We start from the raw sequence: 19,007 nt of genomic DNA on the forward strand, positions 1-19,007 counted from the left end.
AAAATAAAGATTAGAGTTTTGCATTTTTACCTCCTTGGTGGAATTTTTGCTATTACAATTTTAACTGCCACCAAGGAGTTTTTTTAGATGTTTTATTTATATTTGAATTTCTCACCCAAAGTATTTTGAATTTATTGGAGATAAAGGTTATAAAGGGTGTAAATATGTTAAAGTATGTGAAGATAAACAAGAAAAGAGTAAAAGACAAATTATTGAAGCAGTGAATTCTCAAATAAAGAATTTCAATCTTATAAGTAGATGGAGAAAGGTTAAGACTTTTGTTGCTTATCTATATGCATATGCTATTGGTTATAGCTTTTTTAGAAAAAGTAAACTATGGAGGTAATTTCTCACCCGACGTGTGTCTAATAAAATTATAAGGAGGAATAATAATGGATAAAAAAGAATTCTTTGAAAAAGTGTTAGACAGATCTGCCAAGGAATTAGTAAAAGAATATTTCCCAAACGGTATAACAACCTTAACAGCTTACCTTTCCGTGTCATCCTGAGGACGAAGTCCGAAGGATCTCTTTTTTGATTTTTGATTTAAAAAGAAAAAAAAAATGAGATTCTTAGCTTCGCTCAGAATGACAATGTGGATTTTTGGAACAGTCTCAATGGGTAAGGAAGATTCGCAAACATTTAACAAAGAACTGAAAAACATAAAAGAAAACAGCTTAGATTATGAAAATGGATTAGAAAAATTAGATGACTTGTGTAGTAGATTTAAATCTAAGTATCCAAACTTCATAAAACATACATCGGGGTGAGAAATTCAACAAAAACATGACATTCTTCGCCGGCTACAGAATAGCAAAACAGTTCCTTAAAACTTGCCAAGGCTGAAAAGGTGCTCCTGTAATAGATTAAACTCCATCTAAAACAGATTTTCATTTACTTTATAATTTATAGCTTCAAAAACATGCTTAGGTAAGACTTTTTCGCTGTTTTCTAAATCTGCTATTGTCCTTGCCACTTTCAAAACTTTATGAAAGCTTCTTGCTGTAAGATTAAATCTTTTTGTAGCATTTAGCATTACATCTTTGGCTTCTTTTGTGATATTCCCATACTCTTCAATATGGGTTGGTGTCATTTGACTGTTAAATTTGATGTTTTCATTCTTAAATCTGTTTCTTTGTATCTCTACTGCTTTTAAAACTCTATCCCTTATTTTAGCCGAAGGTTCGCCTTCTGGCTTGTTTGCAAGCTCTTCTGGTGCTACCGGTAAAACCGTTACTGCCAAGTCTATTCTATCTAAAAGTGGTCCTGAGATTTTGCCGAGATACCTTTTTATTTCTGCCGGTGTACATCTACATTCTTTCTTAGGGTCAAGCTTATAGCCACATGGGCAAGGGTTAGCTGCTGCTATAAGCTGAAAATTTGCAGGAAATTCTATTTTTCCTGATGCCCTTGATATAGAAACAACCTTATCTTCAAGTGGTTGTCTTAAAACTTCTAAGGTGGATTTCTTAAATTCTGGTAGTTCGTCTAAAAACAAAACACCGTTGTGTGCCAAAGACACTTCACCGGGTTTTGGAAAACTTCCCCCACCAATAAGTGCAATATCGCTAATCGTATGGTGTGGTGCTCTAAATGGCCTACATCTTACAATATTGTCTTTCAAAACTCCTGCTATGCTGTGTATTTTTGTTACTTCTATTGCTTCTTGGAATGTAAGTGGTGGCAGTATTGATAAAAATCTTCTTGCAAGCATGGTTTTACCCGAGCCTGGCGAGCCAATCATTAGCAGATTATGAAATCCTGCCGCTGCAATTTCAAGAGCCTTTTTGACTGTATACTGCCCTTTTACTTCTGCAAAATCTCCTATATGGTCTAAATTACATTCTAAAACTTCATCAACATCTACCTTTTTAGGCTGTTTTTCTAAATCACCGTTTAAGAACATCACAATTTCTTTAAGATTAGAAAATCCATAAACATCAAGACCATTTACAATTGCTGCCTCTTCTTCATTTTCTAATGGAACTATAAATCTTTTAAAACCGGCTTCTTTTAGCTTGATTGCAATCGGTAATACGCCTTTAACACCTCTTAAGTCTCCATTTAAAGCAAGCTCACCAATAAAAGCTGTATCTTTTAAATCGTTCTCGTTAATTATTCCGGAAGATGCTAAAATGCCTACGGATATTGGCAGGTCATACAACGTCCCTATTTTTAATACGTCTGCCGGTGCAAGGTTTACTGTAATTTTTTTGACCGGAAATTTGTATCCTATATTCTCTATTGCAGACCTGACCCTTTCTCTACTCTCCTTTACTGCCGTGTCAGGCAGTCCTACAACTGTAAACTGTGGCAGTCCTTGAGAGATATTTACTTCAACATCTACAACATAGCCATTTATTCCATACGTTCCACCACTTTTGACAACAGAAAGCATTCCTTACAAATCCCCTTTTATTTCCATGATTGATTTAATTTTAGCATAACTAATTTAAATGAATAAAGAAAGTGAGAGATGAGAAGTGAAAAAGATGATTCTTCGCTAACGCTCAGAATGACACCATTGGGTTGTTCTTTGTCATCCAGCAGCGAAGTGAAGGATCTCATGTTTTAATGTGTTTTGAAAGGAAGGAAACAATAACAGGAGATTCTTCGCCAGCTGCTGAATGACAGTGTGGATTTTTGTAAGCAGTCTCATTCTTGATACTTCATATAAAGACATTTCATAAACTACCCCCTAAACATCTATAACCTTTCATCTTCTCGCTATTATCATTCTACGGCTACATTAAAGAATCTTGTAATCTTTTTAATTTCTTACTCCCAAAGCTTATGCTATAATATAGCTATTATGAAAAATTTAATTTTTACATTTTGCTTTTAAAAACTTATAAAAATGGATAGTAGTAGGCAGCCGCTTTTAAAGGTTGAAAATCTTACTAAAAGATATCTTATAAAAAAAGGGTTTTTCAATAAAAATTATTTCACAGCTGTCAATAACGTATCCTTTGAGTTAAACACAGGTCAAGTTTTAGGGCTTGTTGGAGAATCCGGAAGCGGAAAATCTACCATCGGAAAGCTTATTCTAAACCTTATCAAGCCGGATGAAGGAAAGATTTTATATAAAGGCATAGATATTACAAACAATCTATCAAAAGATTTAAGAAGAGAAATATCCATCATATTCCAAGACCCAAGAACATCCTTAAACCCAAGATTTAAAATCTACGATATTTTAGAAGAGCCTTTAATGGTTCATAATATACCAAAAAATGAAAGAAAAGATATTGTAGTCAAAACTATAAAATCTGTTGAATTAGATGAAACATTTTTAGATAGATATCCACACGAGCTTTCCGGTGGTCAAAGGCAGAGAGTAGCCATTGCAAGAGCTATTATTCTTAATCCAAAGCTAATAATTGCAGATGAGCCAACATCCGCCCTTGATGTTACAGTTCAATTACAAATTGTAAATCTTTTAGAGAGACTAAAAAATGAGAAAAATATAAGCTTTATTTTTATATCTCACGATTTAAACGTAGTTGGAAAGCTATCTGATTATGTAGTTGTATTATACAAAGGCAAAATCATGGAGAAAGGAGTAAAAAGCGATATTATAGAAAATCCGTTGCATCCATACACAAAAATATTATTTGAAAGCCTGCCACCACATCATCCAAAATACAGAAAGACAATAATAAGCATTATAGAGCAAGACGATGAAAGCTTTGATGGTTGTGAATTTTACAATCGTTGCCCAATCAAAAAAGATGAATGTAAAACAAAGCCAAACTATAAAAATATAAATGGGAGAGAGGTATACTGCCATTTTGTCTGATTTAACCATGGAAGCTTTAATAATATTCTTGGTTATTTTAACAGCAGGGTTTTTTGCTGCCATAGAATCTTCGTTTTTTTCCTTAGATAGGATAAAAATAAGAAAATTAGCAAATACTGGCTCAAAATCTGCAAAGCTTGTAGAGTTTTTAAGAAACCATCCAAAGGAGCTTGTAATTACATTTTTAATAGGTAATGAGCTTGCAAACATTACAGCAACATCTTTAATAGCATCATTCACCATAAACCATTTTGGAAAAGAGTATTTAGCAGCTACCGCATTAGTGAGTGCATTACTTTTACTTAGTCTTGGAGATATAACGCCAAAGCTTATCGGAACAAATTACCCAGAAAAGTATGCATTAATAACTGCAAGACCTTTTTATCTGTTTTACATTTTAATAACACCTTTTAGAATTGTTTTTTTAAAATTTACAACTTTCGTCTTAAACAAACTTGGATTAGAGCTTGCTACCCACGAACACAAAATCACAGAAGAAGACTTAAAATTCATCATCCATCAGTCAGCCGAACATAAGATTCTGTCAGAAGAAGAAACAGAGTTAATTTTTAATACTTTTGAACTATCAGAGATTTCAATAACCGAGATAATGGTCCCAAGAAGAGATATATTTGCTGTAGAAAAAGGAATTTCAGTAAAAGAGTTAGCAAAAATATTAGAGGGTAAAGATTACAGTAAAATTCCTGTTTATGAAGATAATCTTGATAATGTGGTTGGAGTTATTTATCTAAAAGATATTTTATTTTTAATCTATGAGGGAAAAGAAGAAAAGATAGACAGCTTTATAAAGCCAATCTTATTTTTACCAGAATTTACAACTGTCTTAGATGCAATGAAAAAATTTAACGAATCAAAGCAGAATATAGCCATCGTAGTAGATGAGCATGGTACAACCGTTGGACTTATTACATACAAAGATTTGATTGAGACAATCGTCGGAGACATACCGGAGGAGTATGAACCACAAGAAGCAACAATAAAACAAATTTCAGATAGTGTATGGATTGTTTCCGGTAAGGAAGATGTTACATTCTTAACAGATGAGCTTGGAATTATATTGCCAGAAGACTATGACTATGACACCATAGCAGGTTTTATTCTTGACTATTTAAAAAGATTTCCGGAAGAAAATGAAGAGTTCATCGTTCAAGATTACAAATTTAAAGTTTTAGAAATGAGCTCAAACAGAATAGAAAAGGTAATGATAGAGAGATTAGAAACTCCAAACTCTAACGGGGAAGAAAATGATTAGTTCTGTAATATTGATAATCTTATTTATATTTTTTGAGGCTCTTTTTTCCGGTTCAGAGATTGCGTTATTTTCAGTAAACAAAAGCAAATTAAAGTATCAAGCTTCAAAAGGTGATGAGAAAGCAGAAAGAATTTATCAACTTTTGGCTAAACACTATAATGAATATATCTCTGTTGGATTGATTGGCACGATTTTAAGCATAACTTTCGCAACATCTACATTTGTCGCATTACTTCATGATATTTCCTATTATACACCTATCATAAAAGGAAAAGAAGAAATATTTGCAGAAGCTATAGTAATTTTGACTCTTCTATTTGGTGAAGTTATTCCAAAAAGTATTTTTCAGCATTACGCAGAAGACATTATTTATTATGTTGTTCATTTTTTAGAAGTTTTTAGAAAAATATTTAAGCCATTTTTAATATTTGCTAATTTGATAAACAAAATTGTTTTTGTACTTTTTAAGCTAAAACCTGCATCAGAAAAACCTTTATCAAAACAAGAAATTTTAGATTTACTGATTTCTGAAGTTAAAGAAATAGATGAATTAAAGAAAAAAATAATAGCCAATATCTTGATTTTTAGCGAAAGAAGAATATCGGAGATAGTAGTACCACTTTCAGATGTTATTGCAGTTTCTGATGATAAAAAGGTTATGGATATAGTCCCGATATTTAAAGAAACAGGTTATTCAAGAATTCCGATTTATAGAAAAAGAATAGACCAAATAATTGGATTTGTAAGGTCTTATGATTTAATTTTTGCAAAACCAAACGAGCCAATAACAAAGTACATGAAAGGTATTAGATACATTCCGGAGTTTGCAAATCTGCCAAATGTTTTAAAAGGCTTTAAAAACTACAAAGACCATATAGCTGTAGTTGTTGACGAACGAGGAGCAACCATCGGAATAATCACTTTAAGAGATGTTTTAGAAGAGATAGTAGGAGAAATTAAAGATGAGTTTGTCAAAAAAGATAAAGTAAGACTAAAAAAACAATCTTTAACAGAGCTTATTGTAGATGGACTTATGGAAATTAGAGAGTTGAAAAATTATATAGATATCGATATTCCAGATGGACCATTTGAAACTATCAACGGCATGATTACTTACATTCTTGGAAGAATGCCAAAGAAAGATGAAGAGATAATTATAGACCAATATGTTTTCAAAGTTTTGAAAATTGAAAAGAGAAGAGTGTTAGAAGTTTTAATCAAGAAGTTAGAAGAGCGAGAGACGGGACTCGAACCCGCGGCCTACTCCATGGCAAGGAGTCGCTCTACCAACTGAGCTACTCTCGCATTAAGTATACTAAATATTATATCACAAATAATTATTCTTTTCAAGTGCGAGTGGTGGGAGTTGAACCCACACGCCCTTTCGGGCACGGGATCCTAAGTCCCGCGCGTCTGCCAATTCCGCCACACTCGCAAAGTAAATATATATTATATCACAATCAAATTAATTCCAGAGTGTTTCAAAATTCTCGTAAGTTTACCTTTCTGCGTTATCCTTATGGCTTTAGCCCGAAGGATCTTCTCTTTTAAAAATGAGGAAAAATGAGGTTCTTCGTCGGCTGCAGAATGACGGTGTAGATTTTTGGAACACTTTCAGTTTTTGACTGAGACTGTTTTAAAAATCAATATTGTCATTCTGAGCGAAGCGAAGAATCTCCTATTTTTCTTTTCAAGTCAAAAATCAAAAAAGAGATCCTTCGGACTTATGTCCTTAGGATGACATGGAAAGGTAAGCTTACGAGAATTTTTCAAGCATTTTCACTTTCTGCTTGACATATAGAAAATTTTTTTGTATATTGTTATTAGCTTTTTAGTTTTTTAACTGAACCTTGGCAATTGAATAGGTTAGCCCACACAAGTTTGTTTACGTGAGAATGTGAAACGTGAGACATGAGACGTTGGAAGTTGGTTTATCAATATCTTAGTGATTTTTATTTGATTGTGTGATAGTTTGGTGAAATGATTCAGCAGTCAGTGAAGCTAAGGTATTGGTAATGTGGTTTTATTTTTTGATGTTTGATTTAAGTTTGTGTAGTGATGGTTTAGAAGGAATTTTTTAAAAAGCAGTTGTAAGTGTTTGTTGAAATAGACTTTTTAATTTTGAATTCTTTAATGCTTAATTTTTTGAAAATTTGTAATTTTTTATTTTAAAATTTTTTAAGATCAGGAAGTTAAGGAGCGGTATTTGCAGCGAGCTTCTGAGTTTGTGGTTTTCAGCGGTTGGCTTGTGATAGGATGTTAAAGGATAAAATATAATAATATATTTTCTGTATATCGAGGTTTGCTGCAAAAAACTTCAACTTGCAGGTTTTTTAAAAGTTTGGTATAATAGTTATCAAAATATTGATAGAGTAAGTTAAAAGCGATTTTATTTTTGAGTTAAAAGTTAACGGGTTCCATCTGAACCGTGTGGGTTATAAAGTAGCAACCAATCTTTGAATCTTATCTTTAGTTACGTTGTTCCATCTGAACCGTGTGGGTTATAAAGTGCGGAATGACCTCCGCAAGGGAAATTAATTTTTTTCGTTCCATCTGAACCGTGTGGGTTATAAAGTATGATAATTTAGCAACAAAAATACATAATACACTTGTTCCATCTGAACCGTGTGGGTTATAAAGACGCATCATCTACATACTTTCTTGCCAAATCTTCTAGTTCCATCTGAACCGTGTGGGTTATAAAGATGCATTTCTCTTTATCTATTTCTCAAACACAGTCTTGTTCCATCTGAACCGTGTGGGTTATAAAGCGTTGGAAAGCCAAAGCCAACAGGAGCCCCAAGCTTGTTCCATCTGAACCGTGTGGGTTATAAAGCCATTCTGACATTAATTTTTCAAATTTATACCTTTTTTGTTCCATCTGAACCGTGTGGGTTATAAAGACCGCCTCTAGGGGGTAGTCAGCCCCCAGGAGGCAAAGTTCCATCTGAACCGTGTGGGTTATAAAGTTCTAATAATTCGGCTGTTTCTCTTCTATATCCTTTGTTCCATCTGAACCGTGTGGGTTATAAAGAGTCTATTTTGGTGTCTTCATTTGGAAGTGGAATAAGTTACATCTGAACCGTGTGGGTTAGAAAGATGAATAAATAACAAAATTTGTGCTACGGTTTCATTGTTACATCTGAACCGTATGGGTTATAAAGATAATTGAAAGCTTTATTATATGGAGTAATCACATTGTTACATCTGAACCGTGTGGGTTATAAAGGCTGTATACAAAACTTTGGAAAAATAGATACGGTGACAAGAGAAATAAAAATCTGTCATCCTGTGGCCAGCAAAGGATCTTTATATTCATCTCTTTACTTATTTACTTTCTTTCATCCTGTTCTCTCATGATATAATTAGAAAAAACAAAGCGGGTGCTATAAAATTGGCCGTATTTTATATAATACCAACATACATATTCATTTTGATTCTTTTACACTCACTGGTAATGATAAAATTCGATATTCCAATTAGTCCACCAAAAATACAAGAACAAAAGTTTGATTACAACTCCTTGATATCAAAATACGAAATCTTTGAAGCAAAAGAAAAGTCAAAGATACAACCATCAGCAAACATAAATAACATTCAGCTAATAGGTACGGCTATTGGTTTTAAAAACTTAGCCATCATAAAACTTGACGGTAAAACCCATATAGTATCACAAGGACAAAATATAAACGGAATAAGAATTTTAAACATTGGCAGAGATTTTATATTGGTAGAATCCGATGGTAAAACTGAAAAGATAACTTTTAAAACAAAAGCAGGGCAGACAACTTCAAGCAATAATAAGCCTCTTAACCTACCACCATTAGATAAAGTATTAAGCAATAGTATAATACCAAAATCAGAGATAGAAAAACTTACAGCAGACCCTGGGGTTATGCTTACTCAAATCAGATTAATACCTGTTGTTGAAAACGGACAAACAAAAGGATTTAGATTTGATTGGATACAAGATGGAAGTTTATTCCAAAAAATGGGCATACAGGTTGGAGACATTTTGGTTGCAATAAACAATCAAAAGATAAACAGCGGCGAGGATGCTTTCAGAATTCTTCAAATGCTTAGAAATGAAAGCAGTATTAAAGTAACAATAGTTAGAAATGGTCAGCTTATGGATATGAGCTATTTTATTAACTGATAACTTATAAGCAGCAAGCCAAAAAGTAATATGTTTTGCTGTAGTTTCAAATGATACCCATGGGATTGTTCCTTGTCATCCTGTGACACAGGTCTTCTTTTGATCGGGGGTGTTCTAAAAATCCACATCGTCATTCTGAGTAAAGCGAAGAATCTTATTTTTTCTTATTTTAAAAAGAGAGGATCTTTCGGCTTACAGCCTTCGGGATGACACAGAAAGGTAAGCTTATAAAAATTTTAGAACACTATTTTAAAAATAGACATCGTCATGTATAATCTTTTTACTATTGCAAGAGTTTTTAAAGCGTATATAATTTATTAGGAGTATAAATAAAAGGAGGAACAAAATGATAAAAAAGCTTGACAAATCTCAATGGGAAAGCTTCTTTGACAAATTATCAAGAAATCTTGAGTCAAAAGAAGCAATGATTGAAGTAGTAGGAGAAGAAATTGGTGATCAAGTTGAAACACAGACACAACCTTTAATTGGTCTATCTTACGACCCAAAGGATGATGAGTTTGTTGTTACGTTAGAAAAACATGAACATGTTATTCCACAACCTAAGGAAATTGCTATCGATGAAGAAGTTGATGGCATTAAGTTAATTGAAGTTGTAGAAGGTGATGGAACAAAACATCTAATTAGATTAATGTCGCCTTTAGCATTGCCACAATAACCATAAAGGGTGGCCCACTTTCTCAAATCTTACATCTCATTGATTTTAATCTACCTTTCTTTTATACTATAAACACAAAATCAAATTCACGGTAAAAACACTATGCTTAAAATAAAAAAACAGCACATAGAAGAGATAAAAAGACAGGCAAAAGAGGGATATCCTTACGAGGTCTGTGGCTTTTTGATTGGAAAAATGGATTATTCATTGAACACAAGAGAAGTCTTAGAAGTTATCCAAGTAGAAAATCAAAACAAAGAAAGGGCAAATGACAGATTTGATATATCACCAAAAGATTATATGAAAGTTGAGCAGTATGCAGATAGTAAAGGTTTGCAAATTGTCGGAATTTATCATTCACACCCAGACCATCCGGATAGACCATCACAAACAGATTTGCAGTTTGCTTTAGAAGACTTATCTTATATCATAGTCTCAGTACAAAATGGAGAACCTGTATCCTACAAAAGCTGGTATTTAGAAAATAATAAATTTGTGCAAGAGGAAGTAGATGAAAGTTAATTTAAAAAATTTCAATTTAAAAGAGCTTGAAAATTTTGTAATAGAAAAAGGCTGGCAAAAGTTTAGAGCTAAGCAAATAGCAAAATGGCTATATAAGAAAAAAGTCAGCTCTTACGATGAAATGACTGATTTATCAAAAGATATAAGAAACTACTTGAAAGAAAATACAGAATTTAACGCTTTAGAATTAGTTATGTACCAGCAATCAAAAATAGATGGAAGTATAAAATTTTTATGGAAGCTTAAGGATGGAAATACAATAGAAACCGTTTTGATAAAAGAAAAAAACCACAAAACTTTGTGCGTGTCAACACAGGTTGGTTGTGCTGTAGGTTGTAAATTCTGCTTTACTACAAAAGACGGACTTATCAGAAATTTAGAAACAGCCGAAATCGTTGAACAGTATATTAACGTTCAAAGATTCTTAGGAGATGAAGGAGAAAATAGAATATCAAACATAGTTTACATGGGAATGGGTGAACCTTTGGCAAACTATGAAAATGTAAAAAAATCTGTTCAAATCTTTACTCATCCTGATATGGTAGGATTATCCCATAGAAAAATCACAATCTCTTCAAGTGGGATACTTCATCAGATAAAAAGAATGTACGAAGATAAAGAATTCCCGGAAGTTAAACTTGCAGTATCATTAAACGCATCAAATCAAGAACAAAGAGCATTTTTAATGCCAATATCACAAACAAACACGCTTCAAGACCTTATGGATTTATTAAGAAGCATCCCACTTAAACCCGGTTGGAGAATAACCCTTGAATATGTTTTAATAAAAGGTGTAAACGACTCAGAGCAAGATGCTAAAAGACTTGTAAATCTTTTAAAGAAAGACAAACACAGGTTTAAAGTAAATCTAATACCGTTTAATCCATACCCTTCAGCAGAATTTGAAAGACCGGAGGAAGAAAGGATTTTAAAGTTTGAAAAAATTCTTTGGGACAATAATATTGCTACATTCATTAGATGGAGTAAAGGAAGAGATATAGACGCTGCATGCGGACAACTAAGGAAAAAAGCGGTAGATTTGATAAATGCTTGATTATATAAAAGGAAAAATAACAAAGAAAGACAAAAATCATATAGTCATAGAAAAACTTGGATTTGGTTTTTTAGTAGAGGTTCCGGACAGTGAAAAATTCAAAGAAAATATTGTCTATACTTATTTACTTGTAAGACAGGAAGATGTAAGACTCTTAGGATTTGTTTCAGAAGAGGAAAGAGATTTATTTTTAAAGCTTATTCAAATTCATGGCGTTGGAGTAAAGCATGCACTGAATATTATTTCTAATTTTTCTGTGGAAGAGTTTATTGAAATTGTGGAAAATGGAGATGTTGATAGGCTTACAGAAATTCAAGGAATAGGTAATAAAACAGCACAAAGAATAATAGTAGAGTTAAAAGGAAAGATAGATTTTAGTGAATCAGATGAGTTAAGTCAATTAGTTTCTGCATTGGTAAATTTGGGTTATGATAAGAAAGAGTCTGTAAACGTTGCAAAAAAAGTTATGAAAGAAACAAAAGACATTAAAGAAGCTTTAAAAAAAGCAATTTCTTTATTAAGTAGTTTTTGAAGTGATTTTTAAGAATTGATGAGAAATTAAATAAAATTAAGAGATTTTTCGTATGATTGTAGAATGACAACACTGGATGGCTTAAGAGTGCTTAAAAATTTTTGCAAACTTACCTTCCCTTCTGATTTTTGACTTGAAAAGAAAAATAGAGATTCTTCGCCGGCTTCAGAACGACGATGTTGGTTTTTTAAAACACCCTCAATGACGAGTTGATTTTTAGACTTAGTTAAAAAGTTTAAAGCAATATCTCACTATTATTTATACATTTTCTTAACTCTGATAAAATTATTTACCAAAAACAAAAACCGGAGATAAGCATTGGAGAAAAATAACTTTTTTGTCAAATCACATGGACTTGGTAATGATTACATCGTCTTAGATTCGGATAAAATAGATTTTAAGCTAACACAAGATTTTATAAAAAAAATCTGCGATGTTCACTACGGGATAGGAAGCGATGGAGTTTTAGTTAAATACAATTCTGATGTAGCAGATTTTAAGCTAAGGATTTTCAATCCGGATGGTAGCGAAGCAGAGAAAAGCGGAAACGGACTTAGAATTTTCTGTAAATTTCTTTATGATTATGGCTATACAGACAAAGAAGAGTTTTCAGTTGAAACAAAAGGTGGTATTGTAAAAGCAAAAATAGAAGAAAAAAATAAATTTGGCAAGGCAAAAATCGTAACCGTTGATATGGGAAAGGCTATTTTTAACGCAAAAAAAATTCCAGTTAACACAGACAAAGAAGAGTTTATATCAGAAAAAATCACAGTTGGAGATAAAGAGTTTGAAGTCAGCTGTGTATCTGTTGGAAATCCTCACTGTGTAATCATAAAAGAAAACCTTGATGAAGAAGAGATTAAAAAGTATGGACCAATGATAGAAAATCATCCACTTTTTCCAAACAGGATAAACGTTCAGTTTGTTAAGCCTATAAGTAGAAATGAAGCACAGATTTTAATATGGGAAAGAGGAGCAGGATTTACCTATGCCTCAGGAAGTTCTTCGTGCGGGGTTGCATCTGTGCTTGTTAAAAAAGGTCTTGCAGATAGAGAAATTGCGATTAAAATGATTGGTGGCGAGCTTAAAATTAGCATAGATGAAGATTGGAATATTAAAATGACCGGAGAAGTTCAAGAAATTTGCAGCGGCTACATCAGTAGAGAGCTTTTAGAATGAAAAGAATTTTTATAGGCAGTTTTATTGATAGCAAAGGATTAAAAAAGCATTATACAGAGATTAAAAAAGATTTTTCCGGTGTTTTGACAGGTAGTTGGGTTAAACCTGAAAACTTTCACATAACTTATAAATTCTTAGGAAATGTAGAAGAGGATAAGATAGAAGATATAAAAAATAATTTGTCTGAATGTATCAATAAAGAGATAGAAACGCAGATAATCGTTAAAGGGCTTGGAGTTTTTCCAAATTTAGACCAGCCAAAGGTTTTATACTTTAAAGTAGAAGAAAACCCAGTCCTTACAGAGATAAATAAGTATGTAGAAAATCAGATGGTAAGTCTTGGATTTAAAAGAGAGATTAAAAGATTCTTGCCTCATATTACGGTCGTAAGAATTAAAGAAGTAAAACAACAGTCATTTTTAGAAAAAATAAAAAAGTATGAAGACAAAGTCTTTTTTAAACAAAAAACAATAACAGTTAATATAATTGAAAGTATGCTAAATCCAAAAGGTGCAGTTTACAAAAAGGTATGAAAACTTATATAGATAGAATCAACGTTTATGGCTTTAAATCTTACGGAGATAGACATTTAACCATTCCACTTGGTCCGGGATTTACTGCGATAGTAGGTCCAAATGGAGCGGGAAAAAGCAATATAGGTGATAGTATAGTTTTCTGCCTTGGTATTGCATCAGCCAGGGCAATGAGAGCTTTAAAGCTTACAGATTTAATCTTTTCTTCAAAAGATAAATCAGCACCTTATGCAGAAGTTGAGATAGTTTTTAAAAATCTTGGAGCATTTCCTATAAACTCAGAAGAAGTAAGAATATCAAGAAAAGTAGAGCTTAGCGGAAAATCTACATACAAAATAAACGGAAAAACAGTAAAACAGCAGGAAGTAGAAGACCTATTAACTCAGGCAGGAATACCAATCCAAGGCTACAACATCGTCACGCAAGGAGATATTTATAAATTTGTAAACATGACTCCCGGAGAAAGAAGAGAACTTCTAAGTGAAATAGCAGGAATAACCGTCTATGAAGAGAAAAAACAAAAAGCATTGGCAGACTTAAAAGAAGCACAAGAGAAAGCAGACAATGTAAAGGCAGTATTAAAAGAGATAGAGCATACCCTAAAAAAATTACAGCAAGAAAAAGAAAACGCAATTTTAGCGATAAACATAGAAAGCCAGATAAAAGAGCTTGAAAATAGACTGCTTGGAGCAAAACTTTATCATCTACTAAGTCAAAAACAACAAGCCTTACAACATCTTCAAGACATAGAAAAAGACCTGCAACAATTTTATAAATCAAAAGAAGAAAACATAGAAAAACAAAAACAGATACTAAACCAAATCAGAGATTTAGAAAATAGATTAAATGAAATTCAAAACTCATTTTTACCCATAAAAGAGCAGGAAGGTTCTATCACTGCAAGCATCAGAAGTTTAAACGAGAAAAAAGATACACTTGAAAAAGAAATACAAAGCATAGACTCTAAAATCAAACAGCTAATACAAGAAAAAGAGCTGATAGTTAAAGACATACTGAAGCTTGAAGAAGAGATAAAAACAGTTGAAAAACAGCTACCGGACATAGAAAAAAAGCTTTTAGAAGCAGAAAAAGAGCTTGAAGAAAAAAATAAAAAGCTAAAAGAGTATGAAATATTTGACTCTTCTGTTAAAAATGACTTAGGAGAGATAGAAAGACAAGAAAAAGAGCTGCTTGACAAAATCAAAGAGTTAGAAAAGCAAAAAGTAGAATACCAGCTAAAATATACAACCACAGTAGAAAAATCAGAAAACTACAAAAAAGAGATTGAAAACCTAAAACAAGAGATTGAAAACATAGAAAAAACCATAGAAAACATAAAATCAAACACAAAAGACAGCCAAAAAGAAGTTTTAAACATCACAAGCGAAATAAACAGATTAAAAATTAGAAAAGATGTTTTAGAGAAAAGATTAAAAGAAAACAGAGAAAAGCTTGAAAAAAACTTCCAAGAGCTTGCAAAAATCCTTGCACAGCTAAGCAATATTAGAGAAGATAAAACATCATTGCTTTTTAAAAACATAGAAGGTGTTTATGGAGCTGTTTCAGAAATCATTTCAATAAAAGACCCAAAAGTCCAAACAGCCATTGAAGTAGCAGGTGGCGGAAGGCTTAAAAACGTTGTGGTTGAGAATGAAGATGTAGCAAAAAAATGCTTAGATATTCTAAGGCAGGAAAAAGCAGGAAGAGTTACGTTTATTCCTTTAAACAAAATAAAGGTTCAAGACAATCCAAAATTACCTTTAGCAAAAGGCGTTTTAGGTTATGCGATAGATTTTGTCAATTACGATAAAAAAGTTGAAAAAGCCATAAAGTATGTATTTCAAGATACTATAATCATAGATACATTTGACACGGCTAAGGTTCTTGGAATTGGAAATTATAGAATGGTTACACTTGACGGCGAAGTCTTTGAAAAATCAGGAACAATAACAGGTGGATTAGAAAAGCAAAGTATCACAATCGGAAGGTCATTTTTAGAAGAAGAGAGAAAAAAACTTGAAGAGATAGACCAAAAATTAAAAGATGAAGAAAGAGCATTAGAAAATGAGCTAAAGCTTATAAATCAAAAAATCGCAGAAAATGAAAAAAATCTTGTAAAACTACAAACAGAATCTCAAAGTGTAAACTCAAGAATACAAGAATTAGAAAGAGGGCTGACAAACAAAAATTTAAGAATTGGACGTATAGAAAATGAGATTTTCAATCTAAAAAAACAAAGTTTAGAGCTTGAAAGCAAGATTGAAGAGATAAACAAAGACATACAAAACTTAAATCTTATGCTTTTACAGGTAAAAGACAAAAAAGAAAAAATGCTAAACCGTATGGAAAGCATGGGATTAAACAAATTAAGAAAAGAATGGGAAGAAACAACTCAAAAAGTTTACTCACTAAGAGACAAAAAGAAAGAGCTTGAAAACCAGATAGAAAAATTAAAATCCAAAGTAGAGAGCCATAAAATAAGAGTGTTCCAGATAGAAAGCGAAAAATTTACCTTAGAAAAAGAGCTTTACCACAAAAAATCAGAGATAGAAAATATAAAATCAGAGATAGACAACCTTACAAAACAGTTATCAGAACTTTGGAAAGGCTTAAAAGGACAGGAAGAAGAAAGAGAAAGACTGATGAATACTATATCTAATCTAAAAGACCAGCTTAAAAACCTAAGATACGAAGAAGACAACATAAACAGACAGACAACTTTACTTTTACAAGACAAAGCAAAAGCAGAGCAAAAAATAGCAGATTTAGAAGAAGAGATAATACTTCTTAAAGAGGAATACAGCGGCGAGCCAATAGAAGAAGATGTTAAAGAGATTGAGAAAAAATTAAAAGAGCTTCAAGAAAGAAGAAAAAATCTTGGATTTGTAAATGAAAAAGCTATTGAAGATTATGAAGAAGAAGAAAAAAGATACAACGAAATAAAAGAAAAGTTAGGCACACTAATAAATGAGAAAAAAGCAATAGAAGAGCTTATAGAAAGCTTAGAAGAAAAGAAAGTTAAGGCGTTTATGGAAGTGTTTGAAAACATAAACAAAAATTTAGCCAAGAACTTTAAAATCTTATCTCCATCAGGAAAAGCATACTTAGAGCTTGAAAACGAGCAAAATCCATTAAGCGGTGGTGTGTTCTTAAAGGCAAGACCCAGGGGCAAAGATGTAAAAAGGCTTGAAATGATGTCCGGCGGTGAGAAAGCACTAACGGCTTTATCGTTTTTATTTGCAGTTCAGCAGTACAGACCAGCACCATTTTATTATTTTGATGAAGTAGATGCAGCACTTGATGATGCAAACGCAAGAAAAGTAGGTCAGTTGATGAAAGAGTTATCAAAAGAAGCACAGTTTATAGTAGTTACCCATAGAGACTCAATGGCAAGCTTTGCAGACAGAATAATCGGCGTATCAGCAAAAGATGGTATATCTAACATTTATACATTGGATATAAGTCAAATAAGAGGAGAACAGTCTCAAGAAGTAAATGAAGAAGTTTTGACTGAGACTGCTTCAAAGTCAACATCGTCATTCTGAACGAAGCAAAGAATCTTCTACTTTTATTGAATTTATCATCCAATGTATTGTAATTTTTTATAAAAATATGAAAATGTAGCAAATAGTCTAAACCTAAGTCTTGAAAGTTCTTCTAAAACATTAGTTTCAAACCATGCTAAAATATAAGAAAAATATATAAACTTGGAGCCTATCATAATGAAAGCAGTTATACTTGCTGGTGGAAGTGGGACAAGACTTTTTCCATTATCCAGAAAAAACCTGCCAAAGCAGTTTTTAAAAATTGCAGATGATCAATCACTTTTCCAAAAAACCATAGATAGAGCCTTAAAAATAGTAAAAAGTCCAAAAGATATAATAATCATAACAAACAAAGAATATATTTTTCACCTAAAAAGTCAGCTAAGAGAAATAAATCATTCTGAAAATGATTTTCATATTATTACCGAGCCGGTAGGAAGAAATACAGCACCAGCCATAGCCTTAGCAGTTAAATATCTAACAGAAAAACAAGACATACCATTTGATGAAACTATTTTTATATCTCCATCAGACCATATTATACAGCCTATCCAGGAGTTTGTAGAGTATGTTAAAAAAGCAGACGAGCTTGCAAAGGAAGGATATATCATAACCTTTGGAGTAAAACCTACAAAGCCGGAAACTGGTTATGGTTATATAGAAGCCGGAGAAAAGATAAAAGATGGGTACAAAGTCATAAAATTTCATGAAAAACCATCCATAGAAAAAGCTGCAGAATATCTGATGAAAGGAAATTTTTATTGGAACAGCGGAATGTTTACATTTAGCATTCAAACAATCTTTGATGAGTTTAAAAATCATAGTGAAGAAATATATCAGATGATAAATGATAATAACTTTGAAGAACTACTTAAAAACTTTGAAGCAATGCCAGATATATCGATAGATTATGCAGTAATGGAAAAGACAAACAAAGCAGCAGTAATTCCGATGAACATTAAATGGTCAGATGTTGGATCATGGGATAGTGTACATGAGATACTACCAAAAGATGAAAATCAAAACGTGAAAGTTGGCAAAGTAATAGATATAGACACAAAAAACAGTATGATAATAGGAAATAAAAGAGTAATATCCACGATAGGACTTGAAAATCTTATAATAGTAGAAACTGATGATGTTATCCTGATAGCTAAACAAGGAGAAGGGCAAAAAGTAAGAGAGATAGTAAATAAGATAAAAAACGATAAACAGCTTAGCTATTTAGTAGACCTGCACACTACAGTTTATAGACCTTGGGGAAGCTATACTGAGCTTGAAAAAGGAGAAAGATATAAAATAAAAAGAATAACTGTATATCCTGGAGAGTCTTTGAGCCTACAGATGCATTATCACAGAAGCGAACACTGGATAGTAGTAAAAGGCACTGCAAAAGTAGTTTTAGAAGAAAACGGAGAAATAAAAGAATATTTCGTTCATGAAAATGAAAGCATATACGTTCCAAAAACTACTAAACATAGGTTAGTTAATCCAGGAAAGATTCCGTTAGAGCTAATAGAAGTGCAAGTTGGTGAGTACGTGGAAGAGGATGATATTGTAAGATTTAATGATGTGTATGGAAGGTGTTAGGAAAATGAGGGGTATATTTTTTGTCATCGTATATTAAGTATACCAAAAATTTTTAAACTTTAAGAGAATAAGTTTTATAATAATTACAGACATGGGAGAAAAAAGGAAGGACAGATCAAGTTTCTGTCATTGGTCTTTTAAGACCGTT

General features: G+C 32.3%; 13 protein-coding genes, 2 tRNA genes, 1 pseudogene and 1 CRISPR repeat array. Of the genes and pseudogenes, 13 read left to right on the forward strand and 3 right to left on the reverse strand.

Features of this window, described 5'->3' with window-relative positions:
• The first annotated feature begins 563 nt into the window (after positions 1-563).
• Positions 564-770, forward strand: a complete 207-nt coding sequence (locus Q0929_RS06650; RefSeq protein ID WP_299239079.1) for a hypothetical protein — start codon at positions 564-566, stop codon at positions 768-770.
• 107 nt (positions 771-877) lie between these two features.
• Here the strand turns inward: Q0929_RS06650 and Q0929_RS06655 are convergent, their stop codons facing one another.
• Positions 878-2,398: a YifB family Mg chelatase-like AAA ATPase gene (locus Q0929_RS06655; protein WP_299239080.1), complete on the reverse strand. Its 1,521-nt coding sequence runs from the start codon at positions 2,396-2,398 to the stop codon at positions 878-880.
• Between the two features lie 459 nt (positions 2,399-2,857).
• Here Q0929_RS06655 and Q0929_RS06660 point away from each other — a divergent pair, with 459 nt between their 5' ends.
• From Q0929_RS06660 to Q0929_RS06670, 3 genes and pseudogenes are all read left to right on the forward strand, one after another.
• The gene (locus Q0929_RS06660) at positions 2,858-3,799 is read left to right on the forward strand and encodes an ABC transporter ATP-binding protein (protein WP_299239082.1); all 942 of its coding nucleotides are present in this window, start codon (positions 2,858-2,860) and stop codon (positions 3,797-3,799) included.
• Between the two features lie 7 nt (positions 3,800-3,806).
• Positions 3,807-5,072: a hemolysin family protein gene (locus Q0929_RS06665; protein WP_299239084.1), complete on the forward strand. Its 1,266-nt coding sequence runs from the start codon at positions 3,807-3,809 to the stop codon at positions 5,070-5,072.
• Positions 5,065-6,288: pseudogene (locus Q0929_RS06670) on the forward strand (hemolysin family protein); the annotation flags it as partial. The gene Q0929_RS06665 and the pseudogene Q0929_RS06670, both read left to right, overlap by 8 nt.
• 16 nt (positions 6,289-6,304) lie before the next feature.
• Here the strand turns inward: Q0929_RS06670 and Q0929_RS06675 are convergent.
• Positions 6,305-6,377, reverse strand: a tRNA-Gly gene (locus Q0929_RS06675).
• A gap of 46 nt (positions 6,378-6,423) precedes the next feature.
• Positions 6,424-6,507: transfer RNA gene (locus Q0929_RS06680), tRNA-Leu, on the reverse strand.
• A 979-nt stretch (positions 6,508-7,486) separates the two neighbouring features.
• Positions 7,487-8,301: direct repeats of the CRISPR family, unit length 29 nt; unit sequence GTTCCATCTGAACCGTGTGGGTTATAAAG.
• A 228-nt stretch (positions 8,302-8,529) separates the two neighbouring features.
• On the opposite strand from Q0929_RS06680, the gene gspC reads away from it, so the two are divergent.
• The 9 genes from gspC to Q0929_RS06725 all read left to right on the forward strand — a co-directional run bounded on the left by gspC (position 8,530) and on the right by Q0929_RS06725 (position 18,859).
• A complete protein-coding gene (gene gspC, locus Q0929_RS06685; protein ID WP_299239086.1) occupies positions 8,530-9,228 on the forward strand; it encodes a type II secretion system protein GspC in 699 nt (232 codons plus the stop codon).
• Positions 9,229-9,574: 346 nt separating this feature from the next.
• Positions 9,575-9,904 carry a DUF5335 family protein gene (locus Q0929_RS06690; RefSeq protein WP_299239087.1) on the forward strand — a complete coding sequence of 110 codons (330 nt, stop codon included), beginning with the start codon at positions 9,575-9,577 and terminating at the stop codon, positions 9,902-9,904.
• A 102-nt stretch (positions 9,905-10,006) separates the two neighbouring features.
• Entirely contained in the window at positions 10,007-10,426 is a 420-nt protein-coding gene (locus tag Q0929_RS06695; RefSeq protein ID WP_299239089.1) for a M67 family metallopeptidase, read from the forward strand.
• Positions 10,416-11,480 (forward strand): 23S rRNA (adenine(2503)-C(2))-methyltransferase RlmN, encoded by a 1,065-nt coding sequence (rlmN, locus tag Q0929_RS06700; RefSeq protein WP_299239091.1) that lies wholly within the window; start codon positions 10,416-10,418, stop codon positions 11,478-11,480. The genes Q0929_RS06695 and rlmN overlap by 11 nt, the downstream gene beginning before the upstream one ends.
• Positions 11,473-12,012, forward strand: coding sequence for a Holliday junction branch migration protein RuvA (ruvA, locus tag Q0929_RS06705; protein ID WP_299239093.1), 540 nt, complete (start codon positions 11,473-11,475; stop codon positions 12,010-12,012). Before rlmN ends, ruvA begins: the two co-directional genes overlap by 8 nt.
• A gap of 318 nt (positions 12,013-12,330) precedes the next feature.
• Complete coding sequence (gene dapF / locus Q0929_RS06710; RefSeq protein ID WP_299239095.1) at positions 12,331-13,191, forward strand: diaminopimelate epimerase; 861 nt, start codon at positions 12,331-12,333, stop codon at positions 13,189-13,191.
• Positions 13,188-13,724 carry an RNA 2',3'-cyclic phosphodiesterase gene (thpR, locus tag Q0929_RS06715; protein WP_299239098.1) on the forward strand — a complete coding sequence of 179 codons (537 nt, stop codon included), beginning with the start codon at positions 13,188-13,190 and terminating at the stop codon, positions 13,722-13,724. The genes dapF and thpR overlap by 4 nt, the downstream gene beginning before the upstream one ends.
• Positions 13,721-17,269, forward strand: coding sequence for a chromosome segregation protein SMC (smc, locus tag Q0929_RS06720; protein WP_299239099.1), 3,549 nt, complete (start codon positions 13,721-13,723; stop codon positions 17,267-17,269). The genes thpR and smc overlap by 4 nt, the downstream gene beginning before the upstream one ends.
• Before the next feature lie 177 nt (positions 17,270-17,446).
• The gene (locus tag Q0929_RS06725; protein WP_299239101.1) at positions 17,447-18,859 is read left to right on the forward strand and encodes a mannose-1-phosphate guanylyltransferase/mannose-6-phosphate isomerase; all 1,413 of its coding nucleotides are present in this window, start codon (positions 17,447-17,449) and stop codon (positions 18,857-18,859) included.
• The last annotated feature ends 148 nt before the right edge of the window (positions 18,860-19,007 follow it).

Origin of the sequence: Sulfurihydrogenibium sp. (assembly GCF_028276765.1) — a bacterium.
GTDB lineage: Bacteria > Aquificota > Aquificia > Aquificales > Hydrogenothermaceae > Sulfurihydrogenibium.

What these genes read in the sequence shown, in the direction of transcription:
- Q0929_RS06725 (WP_299239101.1), top strand. Translation starts at nt 17,447, where the DNA reads ATGAAAGCAGTTATACTTGCTGGTGGAAGTGGGACAAGACTTTTTCCA.
- Q0929_RS06650 (WP_299239079.1), top strand. Translation starts at nt 564, where the DNA reads ATGAGATTCTTAGCTTCGCTCAGAATGACAATGTGGATTTTTGGAACA.
- smc (WP_299239099.1), top strand. Translation starts at nt 13,721, where the DNA reads ATGAAAACTTATATAGATAGAATCAACGTTTATGGCTTTAAATCTTAC.
- Q0929_RS06660 (WP_299239082.1), top strand. Translation starts at nt 2,858, where the DNA reads ATGGATAGTAGTAGGCAGCCGCTTTTAAAGGTTGAAAATCTTACTAAA.
- ruvA (WP_299239093.1), top strand. Translation starts at nt 11,473, where the DNA reads ATGCTTGATTATATAAAAGGAAAAATAACAAAGAAAGACAAAAATCAT.
- Q0929_RS06655 (WP_299239080.1), bottom strand. Translation starts at nt 2,398, where the DNA reads ATGCTTTCTGTTGTCAAAAGTGGTGGAACGTATGGAATAAATGGCTAT.
- rlmN (WP_299239091.1), top strand. Translation starts at nt 10,416, where the DNA reads ATGAAAGTTAATTTAAAAAATTTCAATTTAAAAGAGCTTGAAAATTTT.
- Q0929_RS06690 (WP_299239087.1), top strand. Translation starts at nt 9,575, where the DNA reads ATGATAAAAAAGCTTGACAAATCTCAATGGGAAAGCTTCTTTGACAAA.
- Q0929_RS06695 (WP_299239089.1), top strand. Translation starts at nt 10,007, where the DNA reads ATGCTTAAAATAAAAAAACAGCACATAGAAGAGATAAAAAGACAGGCA.
- thpR (WP_299239098.1), top strand. Translation starts at nt 13,188, where the DNA reads ATGAAAAGAATTTTTATAGGCAGTTTTATTGATAGCAAAGGATTAAAA.
- gspC (WP_299239086.1), top strand. Translation starts at nt 8,530, where the DNA reads ATGATAAAATTCGATATTCCAATTAGTCCACCAAAAATACAAGAACAA.
- Q0929_RS06665 (WP_299239084.1), top strand. Translation starts at nt 3,807, where the DNA reads ATGGAAGCTTTAATAATATTCTTGGTTATTTTAACAGCAGGGTTTTTT.